General features: G+C 46.7%; 17 protein-coding genes. 11 read left to right on the top strand and 6 right to left on the bottom strand.

Going from position 1 to position 18,323, the window contains the following annotated elements; translation table 11 throughout:
• The first annotated feature begins 89 nt into the window (after positions 1-89).
• On the top strand, positions 90-1,337 hold the full coding sequence (locus BCT27_RS23715; protein WP_102396976.1) for a coiled-coil domain-containing protein: 1,248 nt from the start codon (positions 90-92) through the stop codon (positions 1,335-1,337).
• Positions 1,338-1,393: 56 nt separating this feature from the next.
• On the opposite strand, the gene BCT27_RS23710 is transcribed toward BCT27_RS23715, so the two are convergent.
• Positions 1,394-1,642 (bottom strand): DUF3653 domain-containing protein, encoded by a 249-nt coding sequence (locus BCT27_RS23710; protein WP_338418006.1) that lies wholly within the window; start codon positions 1,640-1,642, stop codon positions 1,394-1,396.
• Positions 1,643-2,402: 760 nt separating this feature from the next.
• Between BCT27_RS23710 and BCT27_RS23705 the strand changes: the two genes are divergently transcribed.
• From BCT27_RS23705 to BCT27_RS23670, 8 genes are all read left to right on the top strand, one after another.
• A complete protein-coding gene (locus BCT27_RS23705; protein WP_102389942.1) occupies positions 2,403-2,987 on the top strand; it encodes a cysteine dioxygenase in 585 nt (194 codons plus the stop codon).
• Between the two features lie 97 nt (positions 2,988-3,084).
• Positions 3,085-3,429 (top strand): YajD family HNH nuclease, encoded by a 345-nt coding sequence (locus BCT27_RS23700; RefSeq protein WP_017011059.1) that lies wholly within the window; start codon positions 3,085-3,087, stop codon positions 3,427-3,429.
• 263 nt (positions 3,430-3,692) lie between these two features.
• Complete coding sequence (locus tag BCT27_RS23695; RefSeq protein WP_102396975.1) at positions 3,693-4,442, top strand: winged helix-turn-helix domain-containing protein; 750 nt, start codon at positions 3,693-3,695, stop codon at positions 4,440-4,442.
• On the top strand, positions 4,439-7,021 hold the full coding sequence (locus BCT27_RS23690) for a PAS-domain containing protein (protein ID WP_102396974.1): 2,583 nt from the start codon (positions 4,439-4,441) through the stop codon (positions 7,019-7,021). The genes BCT27_RS23695 and BCT27_RS23690 overlap by 4 nt, the downstream gene beginning before the upstream one ends.
• Positions 7,022-7,205: 184 nt before the next feature.
• Positions 7,206-8,228, top strand: coding sequence for a sugar ABC transporter substrate-binding protein (locus BCT27_RS23685; RefSeq protein ID WP_102396973.1), 1,023 nt, complete (start codon positions 7,206-7,208; stop codon positions 8,226-8,228).
• A 102-nt stretch (positions 8,229-8,330) separates the two neighbouring features.
• Positions 8,331-9,389, top strand: coding sequence for an ABC transporter permease (locus BCT27_RS23680; RefSeq protein WP_102389934.1), 1,059 nt, complete (start codon positions 8,331-8,333; stop codon positions 9,387-9,389).
• Complete coding sequence (locus tag BCT27_RS23675; RefSeq protein ID WP_102396972.1) at positions 9,386-10,180, top strand: ATP-binding cassette domain-containing protein; 795 nt, start codon at positions 9,386-9,388, stop codon at positions 10,178-10,180. The genes BCT27_RS23680 and BCT27_RS23675 overlap by 4 nt, the downstream gene beginning before the upstream one ends.
• Before the next feature lie 87 nt (positions 10,181-10,267).
• Complete coding sequence (locus BCT27_RS23670) at positions 10,268-11,227, top strand: substrate-binding domain-containing protein (protein WP_102389930.1); 960 nt, start codon at positions 10,268-10,270, stop codon at positions 11,225-11,227.
• A gap of 93 nt (positions 11,228-11,320) precedes the next feature.
• On the opposite strand, the gene BCT27_RS23665 is transcribed toward BCT27_RS23670, so the two are convergent.
• The 3 genes from BCT27_RS23665 to BCT27_RS23655 form a co-directional block, all read right to left on the bottom strand.
• Positions 11,321-11,782 carry an RES family NAD+ phosphorylase gene (locus BCT27_RS23665; protein WP_102317871.1) on the bottom strand — a complete coding sequence of 154 codons (462 nt, stop codon included), beginning with the start codon at positions 11,780-11,782 and terminating at the stop codon, positions 11,321-11,323.
• Positions 11,782-12,204, bottom strand: coding sequence for a type II RES/Xre toxin-antitoxin system antitoxin (gene parS / locus BCT27_RS23660; protein ID WP_017011067.1), 423 nt, complete (start codon positions 12,202-12,204; stop codon positions 11,782-11,784). Before parS ends, BCT27_RS23665 begins: the two co-directional genes overlap by 1 nt.
• Before the next feature lie 209 nt (positions 12,205-12,413).
• Positions 12,414-12,866, bottom strand: coding sequence for an Lrp/AsnC family transcriptional regulator (locus BCT27_RS23655; RefSeq protein WP_198597622.1), 453 nt, complete (start codon positions 12,864-12,866; stop codon positions 12,414-12,416).
• A 247-nt stretch (positions 12,867-13,113) separates the two neighbouring features.
• Here BCT27_RS23655 and BCT27_RS23650 point away from each other — a divergent pair, with 247 nt between their 5' ends.
• On the top strand, positions 13,114-14,943 hold the full coding sequence (locus tag BCT27_RS23650) for a trans-sulfuration enzyme family protein (RefSeq protein ID WP_102396970.1): 1,830 nt from the start codon (positions 13,114-13,116) through the stop codon (positions 14,941-14,943).
• A 199-nt stretch (positions 14,944-15,142) separates the two neighbouring features.
• Here BCT27_RS23650 and BCT27_RS23645 read toward each other — a convergent pair whose 3' ends face one another.
• Positions 15,143-15,685 carry a hypothetical protein gene (locus BCT27_RS23645; protein WP_241908636.1) on the bottom strand — a complete coding sequence of 181 codons (543 nt, stop codon included), beginning with the start codon at positions 15,683-15,685 and terminating at the stop codon, positions 15,143-15,145.
• Positions 15,686-16,345: 660 nt separating this feature from the next.
• Between BCT27_RS23645 and BCT27_RS23640 the strand changes: the two genes are divergently transcribed.
• Positions 16,346-17,854: an alanine/glycine:cation symporter family protein gene (locus tag BCT27_RS23640; RefSeq protein WP_102389924.1), complete on the top strand. Its 1,509-nt coding sequence runs from the start codon at positions 16,346-16,348 to the stop codon at positions 17,852-17,854.
• Between the two features lie 124 nt (positions 17,855-17,978).
• On the opposite strand, the gene yciH is transcribed toward BCT27_RS23640, so the two are convergent.
• Positions 17,979-18,305: a stress response translation initiation inhibitor YciH gene (yciH, locus tag BCT27_RS23635; RefSeq protein WP_017011073.1), complete on the bottom strand. Its 327-nt coding sequence runs from the start codon at positions 18,303-18,305 to the stop codon at positions 17,979-17,981.
• Positions 18,306-18,323 lie beyond the last annotated feature (18 nt).

The following is an 18,323-nucleotide window of genomic DNA, read 5'->3' as shown; positions in this document are numbered from 1 at the left end:
AGGAAGAAGAAAAAGCCCGCAGTTAGCGGGCTTTTGCATAACCTTGGTGATATAGTGGTTACTTGAGATGTCAGATAGTCAATGAGAAAATGAAAGACTTCCAAAACCTATATTCCGCAATAAATCCACGTTACCTTCAAACAACACCCAGTTTCATCCATAGCCCATTTAATGAAGATGCAGAAATTGTATTTTTTAATGAAGAAAGCGCTATAATATATAAATCAGAAGAGTCTTTCTGGATTGATTCTTTATTTGTCATGACGCCACTTGGAGAAGTATCTAATGGTTCGTCACTTTCCATTGAGTTATTTAATGGGGATACAAAATCCACAATTGGCTATTCAAGAAAAACAAATGAAAGAGGAATGGATAAATTCCATTTCACTATCGAAGGTTTGTTTAAACAGATATCATTAAAATCAAATGATTTTAGTAAAAGTGTTTGTGTCAAAGGAGCTTCTGTTTTAGGGTGGTCAGTTAACAATTTAATTTCCATAGGTAGTGAAATTAGAGACGCTAGGGAAGGATACAAAAAAGAGCTCCAAGATATTACTAATGAAGTAAGTGATAAAAATCTAGAAATTACTGTATTAAGTGAGCAGATTGAGCTAAAAAAAGATGAGGTTGCGAGTCTTGATACAAGCATTGCTAACAAAAGTGAATTCAGAAAACAGATTGATGAGGAAATTTCATTATCCATAGGAAAAAATGGCGATTTAAACACAGAGTTTGAATTACTCGAAGATAAAATCAAGGTGCTATCGTTAAATTTAGAAAAAAAGAAAAATGAAAAAATAAAACTTAGCTCAGAGTTATCTAGTGTTAAAAATAGTATTCTTACATTGGAGGCTACAACAATAGAAAAAAAAGAAAAACTAGCTAAGTATGAAAGTAAATTGCGGTTTTTCTCAGAGGACTATGAAGGATTAAAAGCAGAGGTTTTCTCTCAGAATGGAACGTTATCATTCGGCGTGTTTTTTCTATTAATAGTATCATGCATAGTGGCAACCAATATGTTCACATCTGCGACCATGGTGATAAATGAATTCACAGCCTATCAAAGTGTAAATGTTTTCAATCTATTTCTTAGTAGGCTCCCTTTATTATCTATAAACTTGATGGTTTTGGGTTTTGCGATAAAGGTTATAACTAAGTTAATAGATGAGATTCTATTGAATAATAAGACAATCACAGACATTAAAAAGATTGAGTTCCTTGTTAGTCAGACGGTAACAAGTGAGGCGTTAAACGACGAAGAAAGAAGAAAGAAAAATATTGAACAGAAAATAGATGTTATAAAGTCCTATTTGAATTTTAAGAATGAAAATACTTAAAAATATCAATAATTCATTGAAGAGATAAAAAAAGCCCGTAGTAGCGGGCTTTTTTATCACTTCAATTTATCCCGAATCGGTATCCACGGCGCAGGCTGTTGGCGTTTTCCGCCACGATACGAGCTCATAGAGTCGAGCGGTTTTTGTGGCTGCACAATCTCAATGACGCCATAACGCTCACGCAGCGCATAATATTGGTCTCTCCATAGCGGGAAGCCATCAAGCTCACGGAGGTTAAATTCTTGGCCGTCTGGGGTGATAACAACGGCACGGTGCTCACTGACGCGAAAGCCTTGCCAGTTCATTTAATTGGGCAAATACCCACGGGCTTTGATGAGAAGCAGCTTTTCAGCCATCGGATTGACCATCACGGAGCTATCGAGCCCGCGACGAACCGTGACAGGTTGAACGTGAAAATAGGTCGCTTTCAGTAAATGTTAAATCATCACGATTCAGTGCGCATTATCTATCTTATGTTAAATAATATATGCAGGAGAATGAAATCTGCTTCCCTCGTGTCCGTAATCACCTTCTTTTGGTGCACTTTTCTCTTGTCCTTCAATCTATTGAACGTAATTATCTATTTACCATAAAGTAGATAATTACCATTCTACTAAGACGCCTGCCATGAAACGTGGTTTCCTGTGGCTTCTTCTTACTCTGGGAATTATTTAAGAGCGCGCGGATTTGAATCCTTTTAGCAAACGACATCATTTACGTTTTGTTGTTGCGTTTGATTCTGCACGAAGCACAACAATGCAATGTGGTTTGTCGTTGGGTGCAGACTTCACATGAACCTTTGCCAGATTAACCGTTAGGTTGTTAAGCGCAAATGGATGAAGGCTATTGCCATACCTGGATGGTGAGAATGAAATCCTTACCGGTTTTCACAGCGATACCATTTACGGTTTGTTCGCTACAACACAATGACAACCTGTGGAATCGTGACCTTTTATCCAGATCCTAAACTTTTCAACTGCTCGCGCTTGTGGCACGTAATCATGGCGCTATATTCCACAATGGTCTAAATAATAACATATAGACATTAAGGGAATAATAACGCGTATGGATATCACTAAACCCTCGTCGTTGCCGCTTGTGCCGTTGTTTGATGCGGATTATCAGTTCACCTTTGATGAGCTTCTGGCGCAATTGGCACAGACGAAAAAGCCATTGTCATTGCCTAGCATTCGGTTTGTGCTTGAAAATCTCGCACTCGGTGACGAGCAGATCAGCACTCTGTCGAGTTTTACATCCGATACTTACTGTCGTAAGCGTTTGTTTAAAAATGAATGTTGTGAGATTTTGATTCTGAGTTGGCTTAATGGTCAACGCAGTAAAATTCATGATCACAAGCATACGTCATGTGGCGTGCGTGTCCTGAATGGCGAAGCAACCGAAACCACCTTTGATACCGCTGCAAACGGCCATATTTACGCGACACAATCATCGTTATTTGCAGAAGGTAGCGTTACGGCGAGCAAAGATGACGACATTCACCAAATATCCAACCTTCAATGTGACAACAAACCTTTGGTGACGCTGCACATCTATTCACCACCATTGCATCAGTTCAATATCTACAGCCTAGAAGACGGCAAAGTGACACTGCTAGATATGCTCGAAGATTCATGGATTTACGAGATTTAAGCAGCGTGTTTTCACATAACATTGATTTGAAATCTGGTAACTCTCTGCCTGTTTGATATATTGAGCCCATACCAATAACGGAAAGCAAGATACCAGCATGTCATCAGATTATTACGGCACCAGTGCCAGTTACGCGCGTCAAGAAAGCGGATACCGTGAAAAAGCGTTGAAGCTCTATCCTTGGGTTTGTGGCCGTTGTGCGCGTGAATTTGTGTATTCAAACCTGCGTGAACTGACGGTTCACCACATCGACCATGATCATACCAACAACCCGCCAGACGGCAGTAACTGGGAATTGTTGTGCCTTTTCTGTCACGATCATGAGCATTCAAAGTACACCGATCATGACCAATATGGCTCTGAAATCAAAGCTGGGGATGATGATCACGTAGCCGCTACGCACAATCCTTTTGCCAATTTGAAAGACTTAATGAAGAAATAGCATCGGTTTTTATTGCCATTAAACGTCAGCGTTTAAGGCCTAATTATCGACAACAGAAGCCAGAATGAGCGCGTTTAAGACACGCCAATCTGGCTTTTTTACGTCTGCTTTTCCAATAAATACATCATATTCTCAAACCTCAATCACCACGCAACCCTTGATTAGCCCTATGGTAAACAAGCAATTGTTAGAAATCAGTGGGTCGACAAATGCAAAGACATGATGTCTGTAAGGTCGGTTCACTCTACGCAGGAGTTGTACAGTTGAAACCGGCAAGGATTGTCATCGTAGACGACGAAGCGTCTATTAGGGACGTTTTATCTGATGCGCTGTCCCAACAAGGGCATGATGTAGTGTGTGCTGCCAATGGCCAAGAAATGGCGGCAGTGGGTGCCGTTGATTTAGCTGTCATCGATCTCAGGTTAGACAATGAAGATGGACTGCAACTGGCTCGAGAAGTGAGGGAAACCAGCAACATTCCCATCATGATGCTCACGGGGAAAGGCGATGAAACCGATAAAATCGTAGGGCTGGAAGTCGCGGCTGATGACTATATGTTGAAGCCATTTAACCTCCGCGAGTTTACGGCACGCATCACCGCCCTACTTCGCCGAAGTTTCGCTCCGCAAGCCTTGTCTGCGGCGACAGAGCCAGTCACCACAGAAGAAACCGTCTACCGTTTTTCATCCTGGACATTAAATGCAACGCGCAGGCAATTGACGCATGAAGACGGCCAACAACCCGTGTTAACCCATGGCGAGTTTACTTTGCTTGAAGCCTTGGTCAGCGCGCCTCATCGCGTGTTATCCCGCGAACAGTTGATCGTACAAACGCATGGATACAACTGCGATTCATTAGACCGAACTATCGATGTGTTAATACTGCGCTTACGGCGGAAAATTGAACCCAACCCACGCGTACCTTCGCTGATCAAAACCGAACGTGGCATTGGCTATGTCTTTGCGCACGATGTACTGCGTTCCTCTGGTGTGAATCAGGATGCGTTCGCATGATGAAAACAACCAGCATCCGATTTCAGTTGATGTTAGCGTTGTTTGTTTTGCTCGCGCTCACCACCGGCATGGCTGCGGTGTCCATGTCGACGCTTTGGAAAAACCAAACCATTCTGGATACCGTCTCCACCACCACACTGACAGATACCAACACGGCGCTCAATTTGTCAGAGGGGGTTGCGCAAATCGCCGCGATTGCACCGTATGCCGCCAACTCTGTTAGGCCTATTTTGGTACAGATAGAAAGAACGCACCTTGAAACCCGCATTGATGAATTAAAGCGCCAAGCCTTGAGCCTTCACCAGAAAGAGTTCTCTGACGAGCTGTTGTCGCGAGTATCACAAGTAGAAACCTTGATCTATCAACTGCTGGCAAACATCGAGAACGAGCTGTTCATTCGCGAAGATCTGCTGGCGAGCCAGTTTTCCCTCGATCCTTTTTTATCTTCGCCAACGGAATTGAGCTTCATAGAAGCCTTGTCTCAAGACCCGTCATCCATTCCTGATGGCTGGATTGCTTTCATCGAAAATGCGCTCACTCAAACCTACCGTGCGGATTCTGTTGTGTTGCAACAACTGCTGCCCGTGCTTTCGTCACTGCGCCGCAGCAAGGTGCAAATCCAAGCCCTTAAAGCAGAAAATGCCTTTTTACTGTCGTCCATACGCGCCCAATCAGACCGAATGGCAGCGTATGTACTTAACCTGGTGAAAACGCATCAAGCTGACGTTAAGCAGCAGCAAAAAGAGAGCCGTGAAGCCATTAACAGTGCCTCAGGAATCATGGTGTTTATCTTGGTGATCTTTCTTGGCGGGGTGTATTACCTTTACCGATTCAACAGCAAGATGACGAAAGATTTATCTGCCGTCACCGATGAAATGTTAAGCCTTGCCATGGGGGAAACCAACATGACTGCGGCGCATATTCCTCGGCAAGATGAGATTGGGCAATTGGCGAAAGCCTTTCGCGCATTTCATCGCAATGCGTTGGATAAACAACGTGTAACGGCGGATCTCAATAGACAAAACATCATGCTCGAAACCATTTTCAACCAGATGCAAGATGGCCTGAGCGCGTTTGATGGGAACAACCGCTTGCTGGTGTGGAATCAACGATACCCGATCTTGATGAAACTCAATCCCGCCTTGCTCTCCCCAGGCATGCACCTCGACGACATCAAAGCACTGATAGCAAACACAGGACATGAAAACCGGTTGCCCGACCGATCTGTTGCGGAATACGACGAAATGGCGGCAAATCGACACATCAAGCCCGTGGTGTTTGAACGTCATTTTGAAAACGGCACCATCATTGAATTCAGCAGCCGCCCTATTCCGTCCGGCGGCTTTGTCACGCTTTACCGAGATTTAACAGAACGCCGCAAGATAGAACAGCAGCTTGTTCAGTCACAGAAAATGGAAACGTTAGGTCAATTAACGGGCGGGATTGCCCACGATTTTAATAATCTACTCGCCGCGCAAAAAGGCAATTTAGAGCTCATGGACATGACGGCCAGCCTCGATGATACCAATCGACGGTATTTGAATCGCGCGCTGACGGTCACGGAAAAAGGCATTCAAATGGTGGAACGTTTGCTGGCCTTTAGCAGCAAACAAGCTTTGAACCCGAGTGCGGTGGTGATTGATGCGTTGATTGAGGAAATTCTCGACCTATTAGATTACACCGTATCGTCTGGTGAAGAGCTTCGCGTCGAACTCTCTACGACGCCATCTGAGGTCTATGTCGACATTGGTGGCTTAGAAAATGCATTGTTGAATCTGGCACTTAACGCCAATGCAGCCATGGATGGACAAGGTACTCTCACCTTGAGTACCGGGCATTGTTGCTTGGTCGCGTCAAAACAAATGGCCGTTGCCATTGAGGTGCGAGACACAGGTAAAGGCATGGATAACGATGTGTTGAATCGCGCCATTGAGCCTTTCTTTACGACCAAAGAAAAAGGACAAGGTAGCGGATTAGGATTGAGCATGGTGTTTGGGTTTGTGCAGCAATCCGGCGGGGAATTATGCCTTTCATCCAGCCCTGAACAGGGTTCCTCTGTGGCTATTCTGTTGCCTCTTCATGAACGGGAGCACCTTTTGAGTCATGAAGAAACACATGGCGATGATGAGCGGAATAAAGCACACGACAAAGACGCGGCATTGTTGGCCAATGATCAGGCAGCCTTAATCGGAAAACGGGTGTTGTTGGTGGAAGATGACGCGGATGTCGCTTCGCCACTCATTGAAATCCTCACACATTATGATCTGGATGTGTGCCCTGTTCGCAGTGCGGAAGAGGCACTCAATGTATTGCGAGATACAGGCAATGAAAACAATGTCGATCTGGTTCTGAGCGACATTAACCTCGGCAGCACCCGCACTGGCGTTTGGTTGTATGAAGAGGTTTCAACACAATATCCAAACGTACCAGTGGTGCTCATGTCGGGGCTGCCCGCGCATGAACTCGAAATGCACTATATGCTCAAGCCACATTGGCCACTGCTTGCGAAACCTGTTTCCCGCCAACAATTGCTTCGCGCCCTCAGTATGCAATTAAAAAGGCACACTGAGTCGGATTAACGTGCGCCTTTCTTAATGTAAACCCTTGAACTATCAGCTTCTTAGTCGTTTTATTTCAATTGTTAATGGCAATTCTTCAACACTGAAACCGTTCATTCGTATTGCACCGTCATTCTCTCTATTACGGAATGGAGGATGCGACTTTCCTTCGAATTTAGCGTGTTACCGTAATTGGAGAATAGACATGAAGTCTTTGTTTAGAACTACCCTTCTCGCAGCCATGATGGCGTCAGTCCCTTTCGCAAATGCACAAGCTGAAGACGTGCTTATCGGTCTTATCACGAAAACCAATACCAACCCTTTCTTCGTCAAAATGAAAGAAGGGGCAAATGCCAAAGCGGAAGAGCTGGGTGCAAAAATCAGTTCATTTGCAGGACGCTACGACGGCGACACCGATTCACAAGTGCAAGCGATTGAGAACCTGATTGCGGCGGGCGCAAGCGGCATCCTTATTACGCCAAGCGACCCTGATGCACTCGCACCTGCGGTTAAACGTGCGCGAGATGCGGGCGTGCTGGTCATTGCTTTAGATACCCCTTTTACGCCAGCAAGCATGGCAGACGCGACATTTGCTACGGATAACTTCCTTGCAGGCAAGCTGATCGGCGAATGGGCAAAAGCCAAAATGGGCGACAAAGCGGCGGATGCAAAAATTGCACTGTTGGATTTGAGCACTTCAAACATTTCTGTCGATGTGGCGCGTAATCAGGGCTTTTTGACCGGGTTTGGCATCAACGTGATGAAGCCAAACATCATGCGGGATGAAGACGACCCACGCATTGTCGGCAATGACGTTACGCAAGGTTCGGAAGAAGGCGGACGCCGCGCCATGGAAAACCTGCTGCAAAAAGATCCAAGCATCAATCTTGTTTACACCATCAATGAGCCTGCTGCTGCGGGTGCGTATGAAGCGTTAAAAGCCGTTGGCAAAGAGAAAGAGGTGCTGATTGTGTCTGTTGATGGCGGTTGCCCTGGCGTTGCCAATGTGGGCGACGGCGTGATTGGGGCGACATCCATGCAGTTCCCGTTGCAAATGGCCTCTTTGGGTGTAGAAGCCGTGGTTGAGTTTTCTAAATCAGGCGTGAAACCCGGCGCGACACCCGGTAAAGCCTTTTTCGATACCGGCGTAGAGCTCATTACTGACCAACCTGCTGATGGTGTTCCTTCTTCGACATCAAGCGAAGGCAAGTCGAAATGCTGGGGCTAACTTAACCCGCCAGCCCCCAAGCGCAGTGCTTGAACTCTGATGCCTTGGGGGCAATGCCTCATTTTACATCTTTGTTGTTGGCCACTCTCTACAGGATTATTCATGGGAACTTCACAAGGAAATGAAGACCAAGATCAACGCCGTACAGCCGGTGAATCGCTAGGCGATCAATCTTTACCGCTCGGGCTTCGCGTCCAACGTTATCTGCATAACCACCCTACTGCCGCCCCCATTTTGGTGCTATTGCTCGCCGTGACCGTGTTTTCTGCGTTGATTGGCGATCGCTTTTTCCACCCCTTTAACCTCTCTTTGGTGGTGCAGCAAGTCACCATCATTGGCATCATCGGCATTGCTCAAACCTTGATCATTCTGACAGCAGGTATCGACTTGTCCGTTGGTGCCATCATGGTGCTGTCATCTGTGGTCATGGGACGTATGGCCATTGATTTTGGGCTGCCGCCCTCGGTGTCATTATTGATTGGTATTGCGGTTGGTGCTGCCGTGGGTGCAGTGAACGGCTTTTTGGTTTCTCGGATCAAGCTGCCGCCTTTCATTGCAACGCTCGGCACCTGGAACATTTTCTTTGCCCTCAACCTTTGGTATTCGAACAGCCAAACCATTCGTTCTCAAATCATTGCCAGCCAAGCACCGCTGTTACAGTGGCTCGGCACCACCATCGACGTGTTCGGCGCACGGGTGACGTACAGTTCCCTCTTAATGTTGGCGCTCTTTGGCTTCGTTTGGTATTTGCTCAACTGGACAGCATGGGGCCGCCATGTGTATGCCGTGGGTGATGATGCGGATGCCGCACGCTTAGCAGGTATTCGCGTGCGTCGCATCCAGCTCTCTGTTTACGTTCTCGCCGGTGTGATTTGTGCGATTGCTGCGTGGGCACTCATTGGGCGTATCGGCTCTATTAGCCCGCAATCAGGGTACACCGCCAACCTTGATTCCATTACGGCGGTGGTGATTGGTGGCACCAGTTTATTTGGTGGACGCGGCTCGGTACTGGGCACCTTAATTGGAGCATTGGTTGTCGGGGTGTTCAGAAATGGCTTGGCACTGTTAAGCGTTGATGTGCTGTGGCAAGAATTCACGGTGGGGTTATTGATCATCATTGCGGTCAGCATTGACCAGTGGCTAAGGAAGGCGTCGTCATGACTGTAAATCAAGAGACAAATGTGACCCCCGCACTGCAAGCTCGAGGGTTAGTTAAGCGTTATGGCAGAGTAACGGCGCTAAATGGGTCTGATTTTGACCTGATGCCGGGTGAAATCCTGGCGGTTATCGGCGACAACGGCGCAGGAAAATCCAGCTTGATAAAAGCGCTCTCCGGTGCAATTACACCGGACTCAGGCGAGATCATGCTTGAGGGTAAACCGCTACGCTTCAGCAATCCGATGGAAGCGCGAGAGATTGGCATTGAAACCGTTTACCAAAACCTCGCTGTCGCACCTTCACTGAACATTGCGGATAACCTGTTTTTGGGGCGTGAACTCTTGTGCTCTGGCTTTCGTGGCAAATGGCTGCGCATGCTTGATAAGAAAGCCATGCGTGAAAAGGCAAAAAAACAGCTGACAGAGTTGGGGCTTTTGACGATTCAAGATATTACTCAGGCGGTGGAATCCTTGTCTGGCGGTCAGCGACAAGGCGTAGCAGTGGCGCGTTCGGCTTTATTTGGCAGCAAGGTAGTTATCATGGACGAACCCACCGCTGCCCTTGGTGTGAATGAATCTCGCCGCGTGCTGAATCTGATCCAAGAAGTGCGTGCAAGAGGTTTGCCCGTGATCCTTATCAGCCATAACATGCCCCATGTGTTTGAAGTCGCGGATCGGATCCATGTTCATCGCTTGGGCAAGCGCATCGACATTATTTCGCCACAAACGCATACTATGTCGGATGCTGTTGCCATCATGACCGGGGCTATGGCCCCTAGCGAGGTGACAGCGTAACGTAGGAGCTAACGGAATCAGCCCTCGTTTATACGCAGATAAAACCGACGACTAACGCTTAAATATCATAGAGATAAGGACGCTTACATGAAGCAATGTTTGTACCGAATAGGCGGGTTCATCGCTTTATTGTTGGCTTTCTTATCCCCTGCAAAAGCCACGTCGGAATCCATCACCTCTGGCTTTGTTTTTAAAGAGAAAGTGACGGTCGGCATCAGCGTATTTGACCTGAGCAACCCTTTCTTCGTGACCATGGTGAGAAGCATTCGCGATGAATTAACCGTGATTTATGGTGAACCGCCGCATTTATTGGTGCGCTCAAGCGCTCATATGTTTGAGCGCCAAGAACGCCAATTGGCGGAGTTCATTGCGGAAGGTGCAGACATGATTTTCTTGGTCGCATCAGATGAACACAGGTTGAAGCCCACTATTCAGCGTGCAATCAGCAAGAACATTCCCGTGATTGCCGTTGATGCGCATGCCATGGGTGCATCAGCCAGTATCACCACAGACAATGTCCAAGCAGGCGAAATAGCGTGCCAACGCTTAGCTGAACATCTTGATAATCAAGGCAACATCGTGATCCTCAATGGCCCTGCGGTTTCTTCCGTGATTGAACGTGTTGATGGCTGCAAACGGGCGCTGTTGGGCACTGAGATTAACATTCTGTCAGACGAGCTAAATGCGACAGGCAGCTACGAAGGCGGGCTTGAAACCATGGCCTACGCGCTTCAAGCCTTTGAACGCATTGATGGTGTGTTCGCCATTAACGACCCTTCAGCCTTGGGCGCAGAGCAAGCGTTAAAACAAGCCGGGGCAGACGCGGTGTTGGTGTCCGTTGATGGGAGCCCAAAGGTGCGTGAAGCATTGCAGCAAAAACGTCAATGGTGGTTAGCAACAGCCACACAATTCCCTGACAGAATGAGCCGTGAAGCGGTAAGAATTGGGCATCAAATTCGCCAGAATGGCGTGTTATCAAACACACATAAACTGATCCCCACCGAACTCATCGACAGTGAAAACGTTCACCAGTTTGTAAGGTGGTAAGGTGGTAATTGAGATTGAAGCTGCGCTTGATGGGCTTTTGAAAAGGCGCTTGAGATAGCGCGTTCAAGAATGAGCGTAAAGCCTTTGCTTGCCTTAACGCATCATGCGTTTTAAGCGGCTATCGTAATAGAAATCACGCTCATCGATGATTTTAATGGCGCGGCTTTCTGGGTGCATAGGGTTAATCAGGAAGTTGTACTCGCTGGCGATAATGGCGGAAGGCAGCTGGATCACCGGTGTGCTCATGCTTTGTAGCCACTCTGTACCATAACGCCTTGATACATCCGCATCCGGCACGGCATCCCACCCTTCAGGCAGCTCTTTTTCGCTAACGCGCACCATGGCAATATCGTCGGGAATGTAGATGGTCATCATCACCAACTGCGGCATTTGCACTGGGCTTTCATGCACAAAACGTTCAAGCGCTGACAATGACCGTGAGCCTGCAGTGTAAAGAATAGGCTGCCCTTTTTGGTGCCAACGTCCTGAACCAAACATGCCGCCTGTGCCCGTCAAATCGGCATAGCGTTTTACGGAAAGGCGGAACACTTCCATTATGCGGTCATGCCATGCATGAGGCGGTTCAAGATAGTTTCGACATATTGAATGCCGGTGTTGGTATCCAAGTAATCCACGGCAGCTTTCCCACCGAAGGCCACTTGCGGGGTTTTCAACCAATCCAATGCGACAGGACGGCTCCCGTAGTAATCGACGGCTAAATCGACGACTCGGCGGATTGCTAAGGTTTTTTCTGATTGAGAAGGCGTGAGTAAGTCAGTATCACTTTTACGCTGCAAACTGCGCGGGCTTAAACCAATCAGGCCTACCCATTCGCCGCTGCTCATGGCCATGTCTTTCATGACTTTGCGTGCGTGCTTCACTGACAAACCGTGTCGGATAATGTCCAACTCTGTGTCTTGGTTAATCACCTGCCCTTTCTTTACAAGGCCAAGCGACACTAGCTGTTCTGCATACATACACACCTCCACATACCAATGGTTAAATTATGAGCGCCATTTGTCGTATTGTAAAGCGTCATTTGTCGCACACCTACTTTCAAGGGCCTACCGAATTTCAAGAACACGCCTTACTCCAAGAGCACAACCTATCTCAGATGCGCTGCCTTCTCGTATCCGACGTTTTCTTCAAAACAACAACGATGCCATAGCGATGCGGGTGATAGAACTTACAATGGAAGACGAGAGCGTTTCTTCACTTGCCCAAACGCGAAGCTGGATTCAATGGCCGCGATGTTTGGCAGCGGCGTGAGCTCTCGTCGTATAAAGCGTTCATAGGTTTTAAGCGACTCACTGACCACGTGCAGCAGGTAATCATGGGTGCCTGTCATGAGGTAACACTCGAGTACCTCATCCATGTGATTGATCAGGGATTCAAATTTACGCATGTTCTCTTCTGTGGGCTTTTCGAGCTTTACTGACACAAACACATTGATGGCGAGGCCACACATGTCTTGGTCCACATGCGCGTGATACCCAGTAATAATGCCTTTCTTTTCTAATGCACGAACGCGCCGCAAACAGGGCGATGGCGAAAGGGAAATACGATCAGACAATTCTTGATTGGTTAAGCGCCCTTCTATCTGAAGTTCATCAAGGATTTTCTTGTCGATATTGTCCAGCTCATTAAGAGGATGCGCCATATCTTCATTCTCCTTTGCCTTTAGCTGCCCTTTTGAAGACTTCAATCACATGATTGATTAAAGGGTATATACCTAACGGTAGTAGATATAAGCGCAGTGAGTTTTGATATTGGCAGAAGCTGCCAATTTTATGGCCAATCCAGGCAGAATTAGCAATGATTCACCCTGCACCCTTAACTAACTTGAAAGTAAGCATGTCGAATTTTCAACGTTAAGGGATCTAGCCATGAATAAAGCCACGCAATTGAGCCCACTACGAAAAAGTACACGTCACGAAGATGCGAGCGCCCTAGCGACCGAGCAAGCTGAACATTTTGGGATTGATACGCAGTCCGAGTTTGGCCAAACGTTGATTGAGCTTGCAACCACACTCTACACCGCGAACCATCACACCCATGATTTGTGGGCCATCACGTTAGATGGATTGTCAGAATTAGACAAAAACGACCGCATTGCCTGGTTCAATGCAAAACGGTTCTTGTCTTTTCAGTTAGCGAAGATCCTCGATAACCTGCAAAACCCGATGCGTGCGACGTATAAAACCATCGCCACAAACAATGGGCATTTTGCGTCCAAAGGGGCTTACCCCATTTTCGATAATGTCGCGGCCATTTTCTCTGCCAGCCCCGTGATAACAAGAACGGCAACTTACCTCTTCGCGTGCACGGAATGGGTGGAAGATGCGTTCAATGGTCGTGAACCTTTACACGACATTTACTCACGCCTGCTCAACCCCACCTCAATCAGCCTCGCGAACCACATTGTGGATATCGAAGCCGGTGACATGGCCGATCAGTATTTGGCATGGAATTTCAATTCTGGCATGGCGGCGATCGACGGTTTACTGAGCCACCTGCTGGGGCGTGAAGACATTGTGCTCGCCTCACGCAATGTTTATGGCGGGTCGTATCAGTTGCTGCAGGACTGGTACCGAAAATCATCAAACCTCGACGTGGCCGTGGAATGGGTTGATGGCTATGATGCGGCAGCTTTTACCAACGCAATGGATGCGGCGGCAGTGAAATATGCGGACCGTATAAAAGCAGGACGGAAAATTTATGTGTATCTAGAAAGCCCATGTAACCCACATGGTTTCGTGCTGGATGTCGCAGGTATCAGCCGGGTAACCCATGAGCGTGGATGGCGGATAATGGCTGACACCACAGTGGGCACGCCCTTCTTACACCCCGTACTGAAACGCAGTGATCCAATGGAACGCCCAGACTTTGTGATCCACTCTTACACCAAAGAGTTAGCAGGGTCCGGCACGACAACGGCTGGCGTGGTGATTGGGCGAAATGAAGACATGTTCATTCCAAAGGGTGACACTGTCACGACAAAAACACCCAATGGCGAAGATCGCACAGTCAGTTGGGATAACACCCTGTTTTGGAATGTCTATTACATCAAAGGCGCATTCCTGGATGCAGACAAAGCGTTCGAAGTGCTGAATGGCATGAAAACCTATGAACTCAGGGTGATGCAAAAAACCATCAACACCTTAACGCTCGCAAGAATATTCAATCAGCACCCTGACATCAATGTCTCTTGTCCGGCGCTCCCTGACAGCCCGAATTACGCTTTGATGCAAGAGAACATGCGACTGGGGCTTCCGGCTGCCCTTTTTACCATTGATATGGAAGGTGCACCTGATATGGAAGGAGCACCTGGTCGGATGCCGATTCATCCCGACGCCTTCAAACAGTTTTTCGACATGCTTGAGCCTGCCATTGGCATGCAAGTTAGCTTAGGGCAAACCAATACAGTGGCACTTTGCCCTGCAATGACAACACATTCAGAGCTCTCTGCCGATGCATTAGATCGCGCGGGCATTAAGCCAACCACCTTGCGCATCGCTGTTGGCTTGGAGGATCCGCGCCAATTCATTGCCCATATTCAACGCGCAGCTGAAATGTCGATAGACAATAAGCACCCTGAGTTTTCTTCCTCGTTTCCTTCGCCAGACCGCATTGATGCGCTGTATAAGCAAACGTATATGGATGTGCAAAAGCGCTTTTTAGAAGACCTACCAAGCTATGACACTTTGCTGAAATAGGTGTGATTAAACGGCTCTTTATGAAATGGCTATTGATCAAATAGCTTGTAGTGAAATAGCTCGTGATCAAATAGCTCGTGGGGAAATAGCATGGGGGAAAACGGGCACGTTGCTCAATGGAGCGAGGTATTGTCAAAGTAAGGACTGTATCGAGAAGGCCAAAGTAGAACGCGTTGGTGTGAGTGCTGCTGTTTACTGCCTACTGTTGATGGAACACAGGTAATGATGACGCGCTCACGCGAATGTGTTGATCATGCATATCGACATAGCACAGCGTTACTTGGTACTGACTCGTCATGTCTGAATGGTGCCTCAATTCTGTATGCATCAGTTGAATCCTATCTATCAACTGATGGTGAGGCTCACAACCATTATCGCCAAATCGATAAAGTTCGCTGTGAGGCTGGTGATTTATGTTTTCCCTCACAATCTCTATTTTCATCGCCAGTTGCTCGCGTTCAAACAACGATGATTGCTTCTTTAGATCCCTCGCTAAACTTTCCTCTAAGCTTGAGAACTGAGTTGGAGTTAAAACCTGTGAACCACTATCTATTAGAGAACTTTGTACTTTTACCATCTCTAAAGCGATGGGTGTCAGTATGTGAAGATAGCCGATGAGGATTCGCTCTTCTGTGCATTGGCGTTTCTTGAGCCAGATAAAACCCACGGAGATAGTCAGGACAAGGCAGGAAGCGACAAATAGATATCGCCGAGTTAATCCTTTTAGTGAAGTTTTTTTCATGTTCGCCATAACCGAAAATTACATTATGAATACCTATTCTAATGTCTCGAATTTCTATTCAAGTCACTGCGAAATGTATACAAAAGCCATCATATAAATAAAAGATATATCTTATACTCCGTAGTTTAAATATGGGTCATGTTGCATGACTCATTTGTGAGAATTGCGTTATTTATACGTCACTAATACTTTTCTAGTTATAGTGTTAATTTCTTATTAAATTACATTTGACTCATATTTGAGACGAGGCTCAGCTAAGAGAAATAATCATTAAACCCCGAAATAATAGGGTTTTTATTAGTGCAACAATGACGAATTTTACACCCCCCACCAACACCCCTAAAGCCTTATACACAAAGGCTCTCAGGCACTATGAGTAAGTGCCGTCATTTCGTTGCACTATTTATTGTGCAATACATGCACACATATAAAGCCATCCTCAATATTTACTGACATATATATTAACGGCGTATCATTCGAGAAAAGTGTGAGCCTTATATCTACTTATAAAAAATGAAGAATTAGCGCATCGAAAAATATTGCAAATATGTTTATAAATGGAATAATCCGCAACGTAACAATTGTTAACATTCCTGTTACATGGTTACGGTTCGGTAGGAAATACATATAAAGCAATAAAAACTGAAAAGGACTCGGTAAATGAAGCGTTTAATGACGATGCTTGGCCTTTCGTTATTTGCGAGCTCTGCAACAGCAGGGATCGATGAGCAAATTAATGAAATTGTTGCCCCAATAGTAAACCCATTCGTGGGTATGATTTTCTCAACCATTCCCCTCCCCTTCACAGACACGCAAGCACCATGGATTGTGCTTTGGCTTGTAGTCGCAGCTATTATCTTCACCCTCTACCTCGGCTTCATCAACGTTCGTGGTTTCACTCACGCTATCCGCCTTGTTAAAGGTGACTACACAGACCCTAAAGAGCCTGGCGAAGTATCACACTTCCAAGCACTGACTACAGCACTGTCTGGTACTGTTGGTCTTGGTAACATCGCAGGTGTTGCAGTCGCAATCTCTATCGGTGGCGCTGGTGCAACGTTCTGGATGATCCTTGCAGGTCTTCTTGGTATGTCTACGAAATTCGTAGAGTGTGCCCTTGGTGTTAAATACCGTAACACGAACCCAGACGGTTCAGTGTCAGGTGGTCCAATGTACTACCTGAGCAAAGGTCTGGCTAACCGTGGTAACCCAGCACTCGGCCGTACTCTAGCCGTTTTGTTCTCAGTTTGTGCAGTTGGTGGTGCACTGGGTGGCGGTAACATGTTCCAAGCAAACCAAGCATTTAAGCAAGTGGTTGGTGTAACTGGCGGCGACATGTCTTTCTTCGCAGATAAAGGCTGGTTGTTCGGTCTTATCATGGCTGTCATCGTAGGTGTAGTAATCATCGGCGGTATCAAGTCAATCGCGAAAGTAACCGAGAAAGTTGTACCACTGATGGCTGTTGTCTACGTTGGTGCTGCTTTGATCATCATCCTTCTGAACCTGGGTTCTGTTGGTGATGCGTTTGCAGCTATCTTCAATGGTGCATTTACTGGCGAAGGTGTTGCGGGTGGTATCATTGGTGCGATGATTCAAGGTTTCAAACGTGCAGCGTTCTCGAACGAAGCGGGTGTTGGTTCGGCGGCAATTGCTCACGCAGCAGTAAAAACCAAAGAACACATGTCAGAAGGTTTCGTATCTCTGCTTGAACCGTTCATCGATACCGTTGTTATCTGTACGATGACTGCACTGGTAATCATCATCACTGGCCAACTTCACGATGGTCAAACACTGACAGGTGTTGAACTGACGTCTGCAGCATTCGGAAGCGCAATTTCTTGGTTCCCGCTGATTCTTGCAGTTGCCGTTGTTCTGTTTGCTTTCTCTACCATGATCTCTTGGTCTTACTACGGTCTGAAAGCATGGACTTACCTCTTCGGTGAGAGCCAACGCGCTGAGATGATTTTCAAAGTTATATTCTGCTGCTTCGTCGTTATCGGCGCATCTATGAACCTCGGTCCAGTTATCGACTTCTCTGATGCAATGATCTTCGCAATGGCATTGGTGAACATCATCGGTCTTTACCGTCTTGTTCCTGAAATCAAAGTCGACATGCATGATTACCTTGCACGTTTAGACAGCGGTGCAATCGCACGCTTCAAAGGTTAATTGCACCCCCTCTTGCAATGCATAACCTAAAACAAAAAGAGATGCCAAATGGCATCTCTTTTTTTATGTCTGTTGGTATGCGTTAAACGCGTAAGCAGCAAACAGAAATCAGCAGACTGAGCGCTTAACCGCCAGCAAGCTTTACGGTATGGCCTTTCTTCTCAAGGTACGCTTTGATTTGATCGCGCTTGTCACCTTGAATCTCGATAACACCGTCTTTCACTGCGCCACCACAGCCACACACTTTCTTCAATTCAGCCGCGACCAACTTAAGTTGCGTGTCGTCCACGTCTAGCCCTGTTACCAAACATACACCTTTACCTTTACGGCCTTTGGTTTGGCGTTGAATGCGAACAATGCCATCGCCTGCATCACGTTGAGGTGCTTGCTTCTCTTCCTTAATGCGCCCGGTTTCCGTAGAAAAGACCAAGCGGCTGTTATCGTCGTTCATAATCCACTCTATGACGTG

This window comes from Enterovibrio norvegicus (assembly GCF_002876705.1).
GTDB classification, from domain to species: Bacteria; Pseudomonadota; Gammaproteobacteria; order Enterobacterales; family Vibrionaceae; genus Enterovibrio; species Enterovibrio norvegicus_B.
The sequence above is the reverse complement of the archived record's forward strand: the minus strand, read 5'-3'. Positions and strand labels throughout refer to the sequence as shown.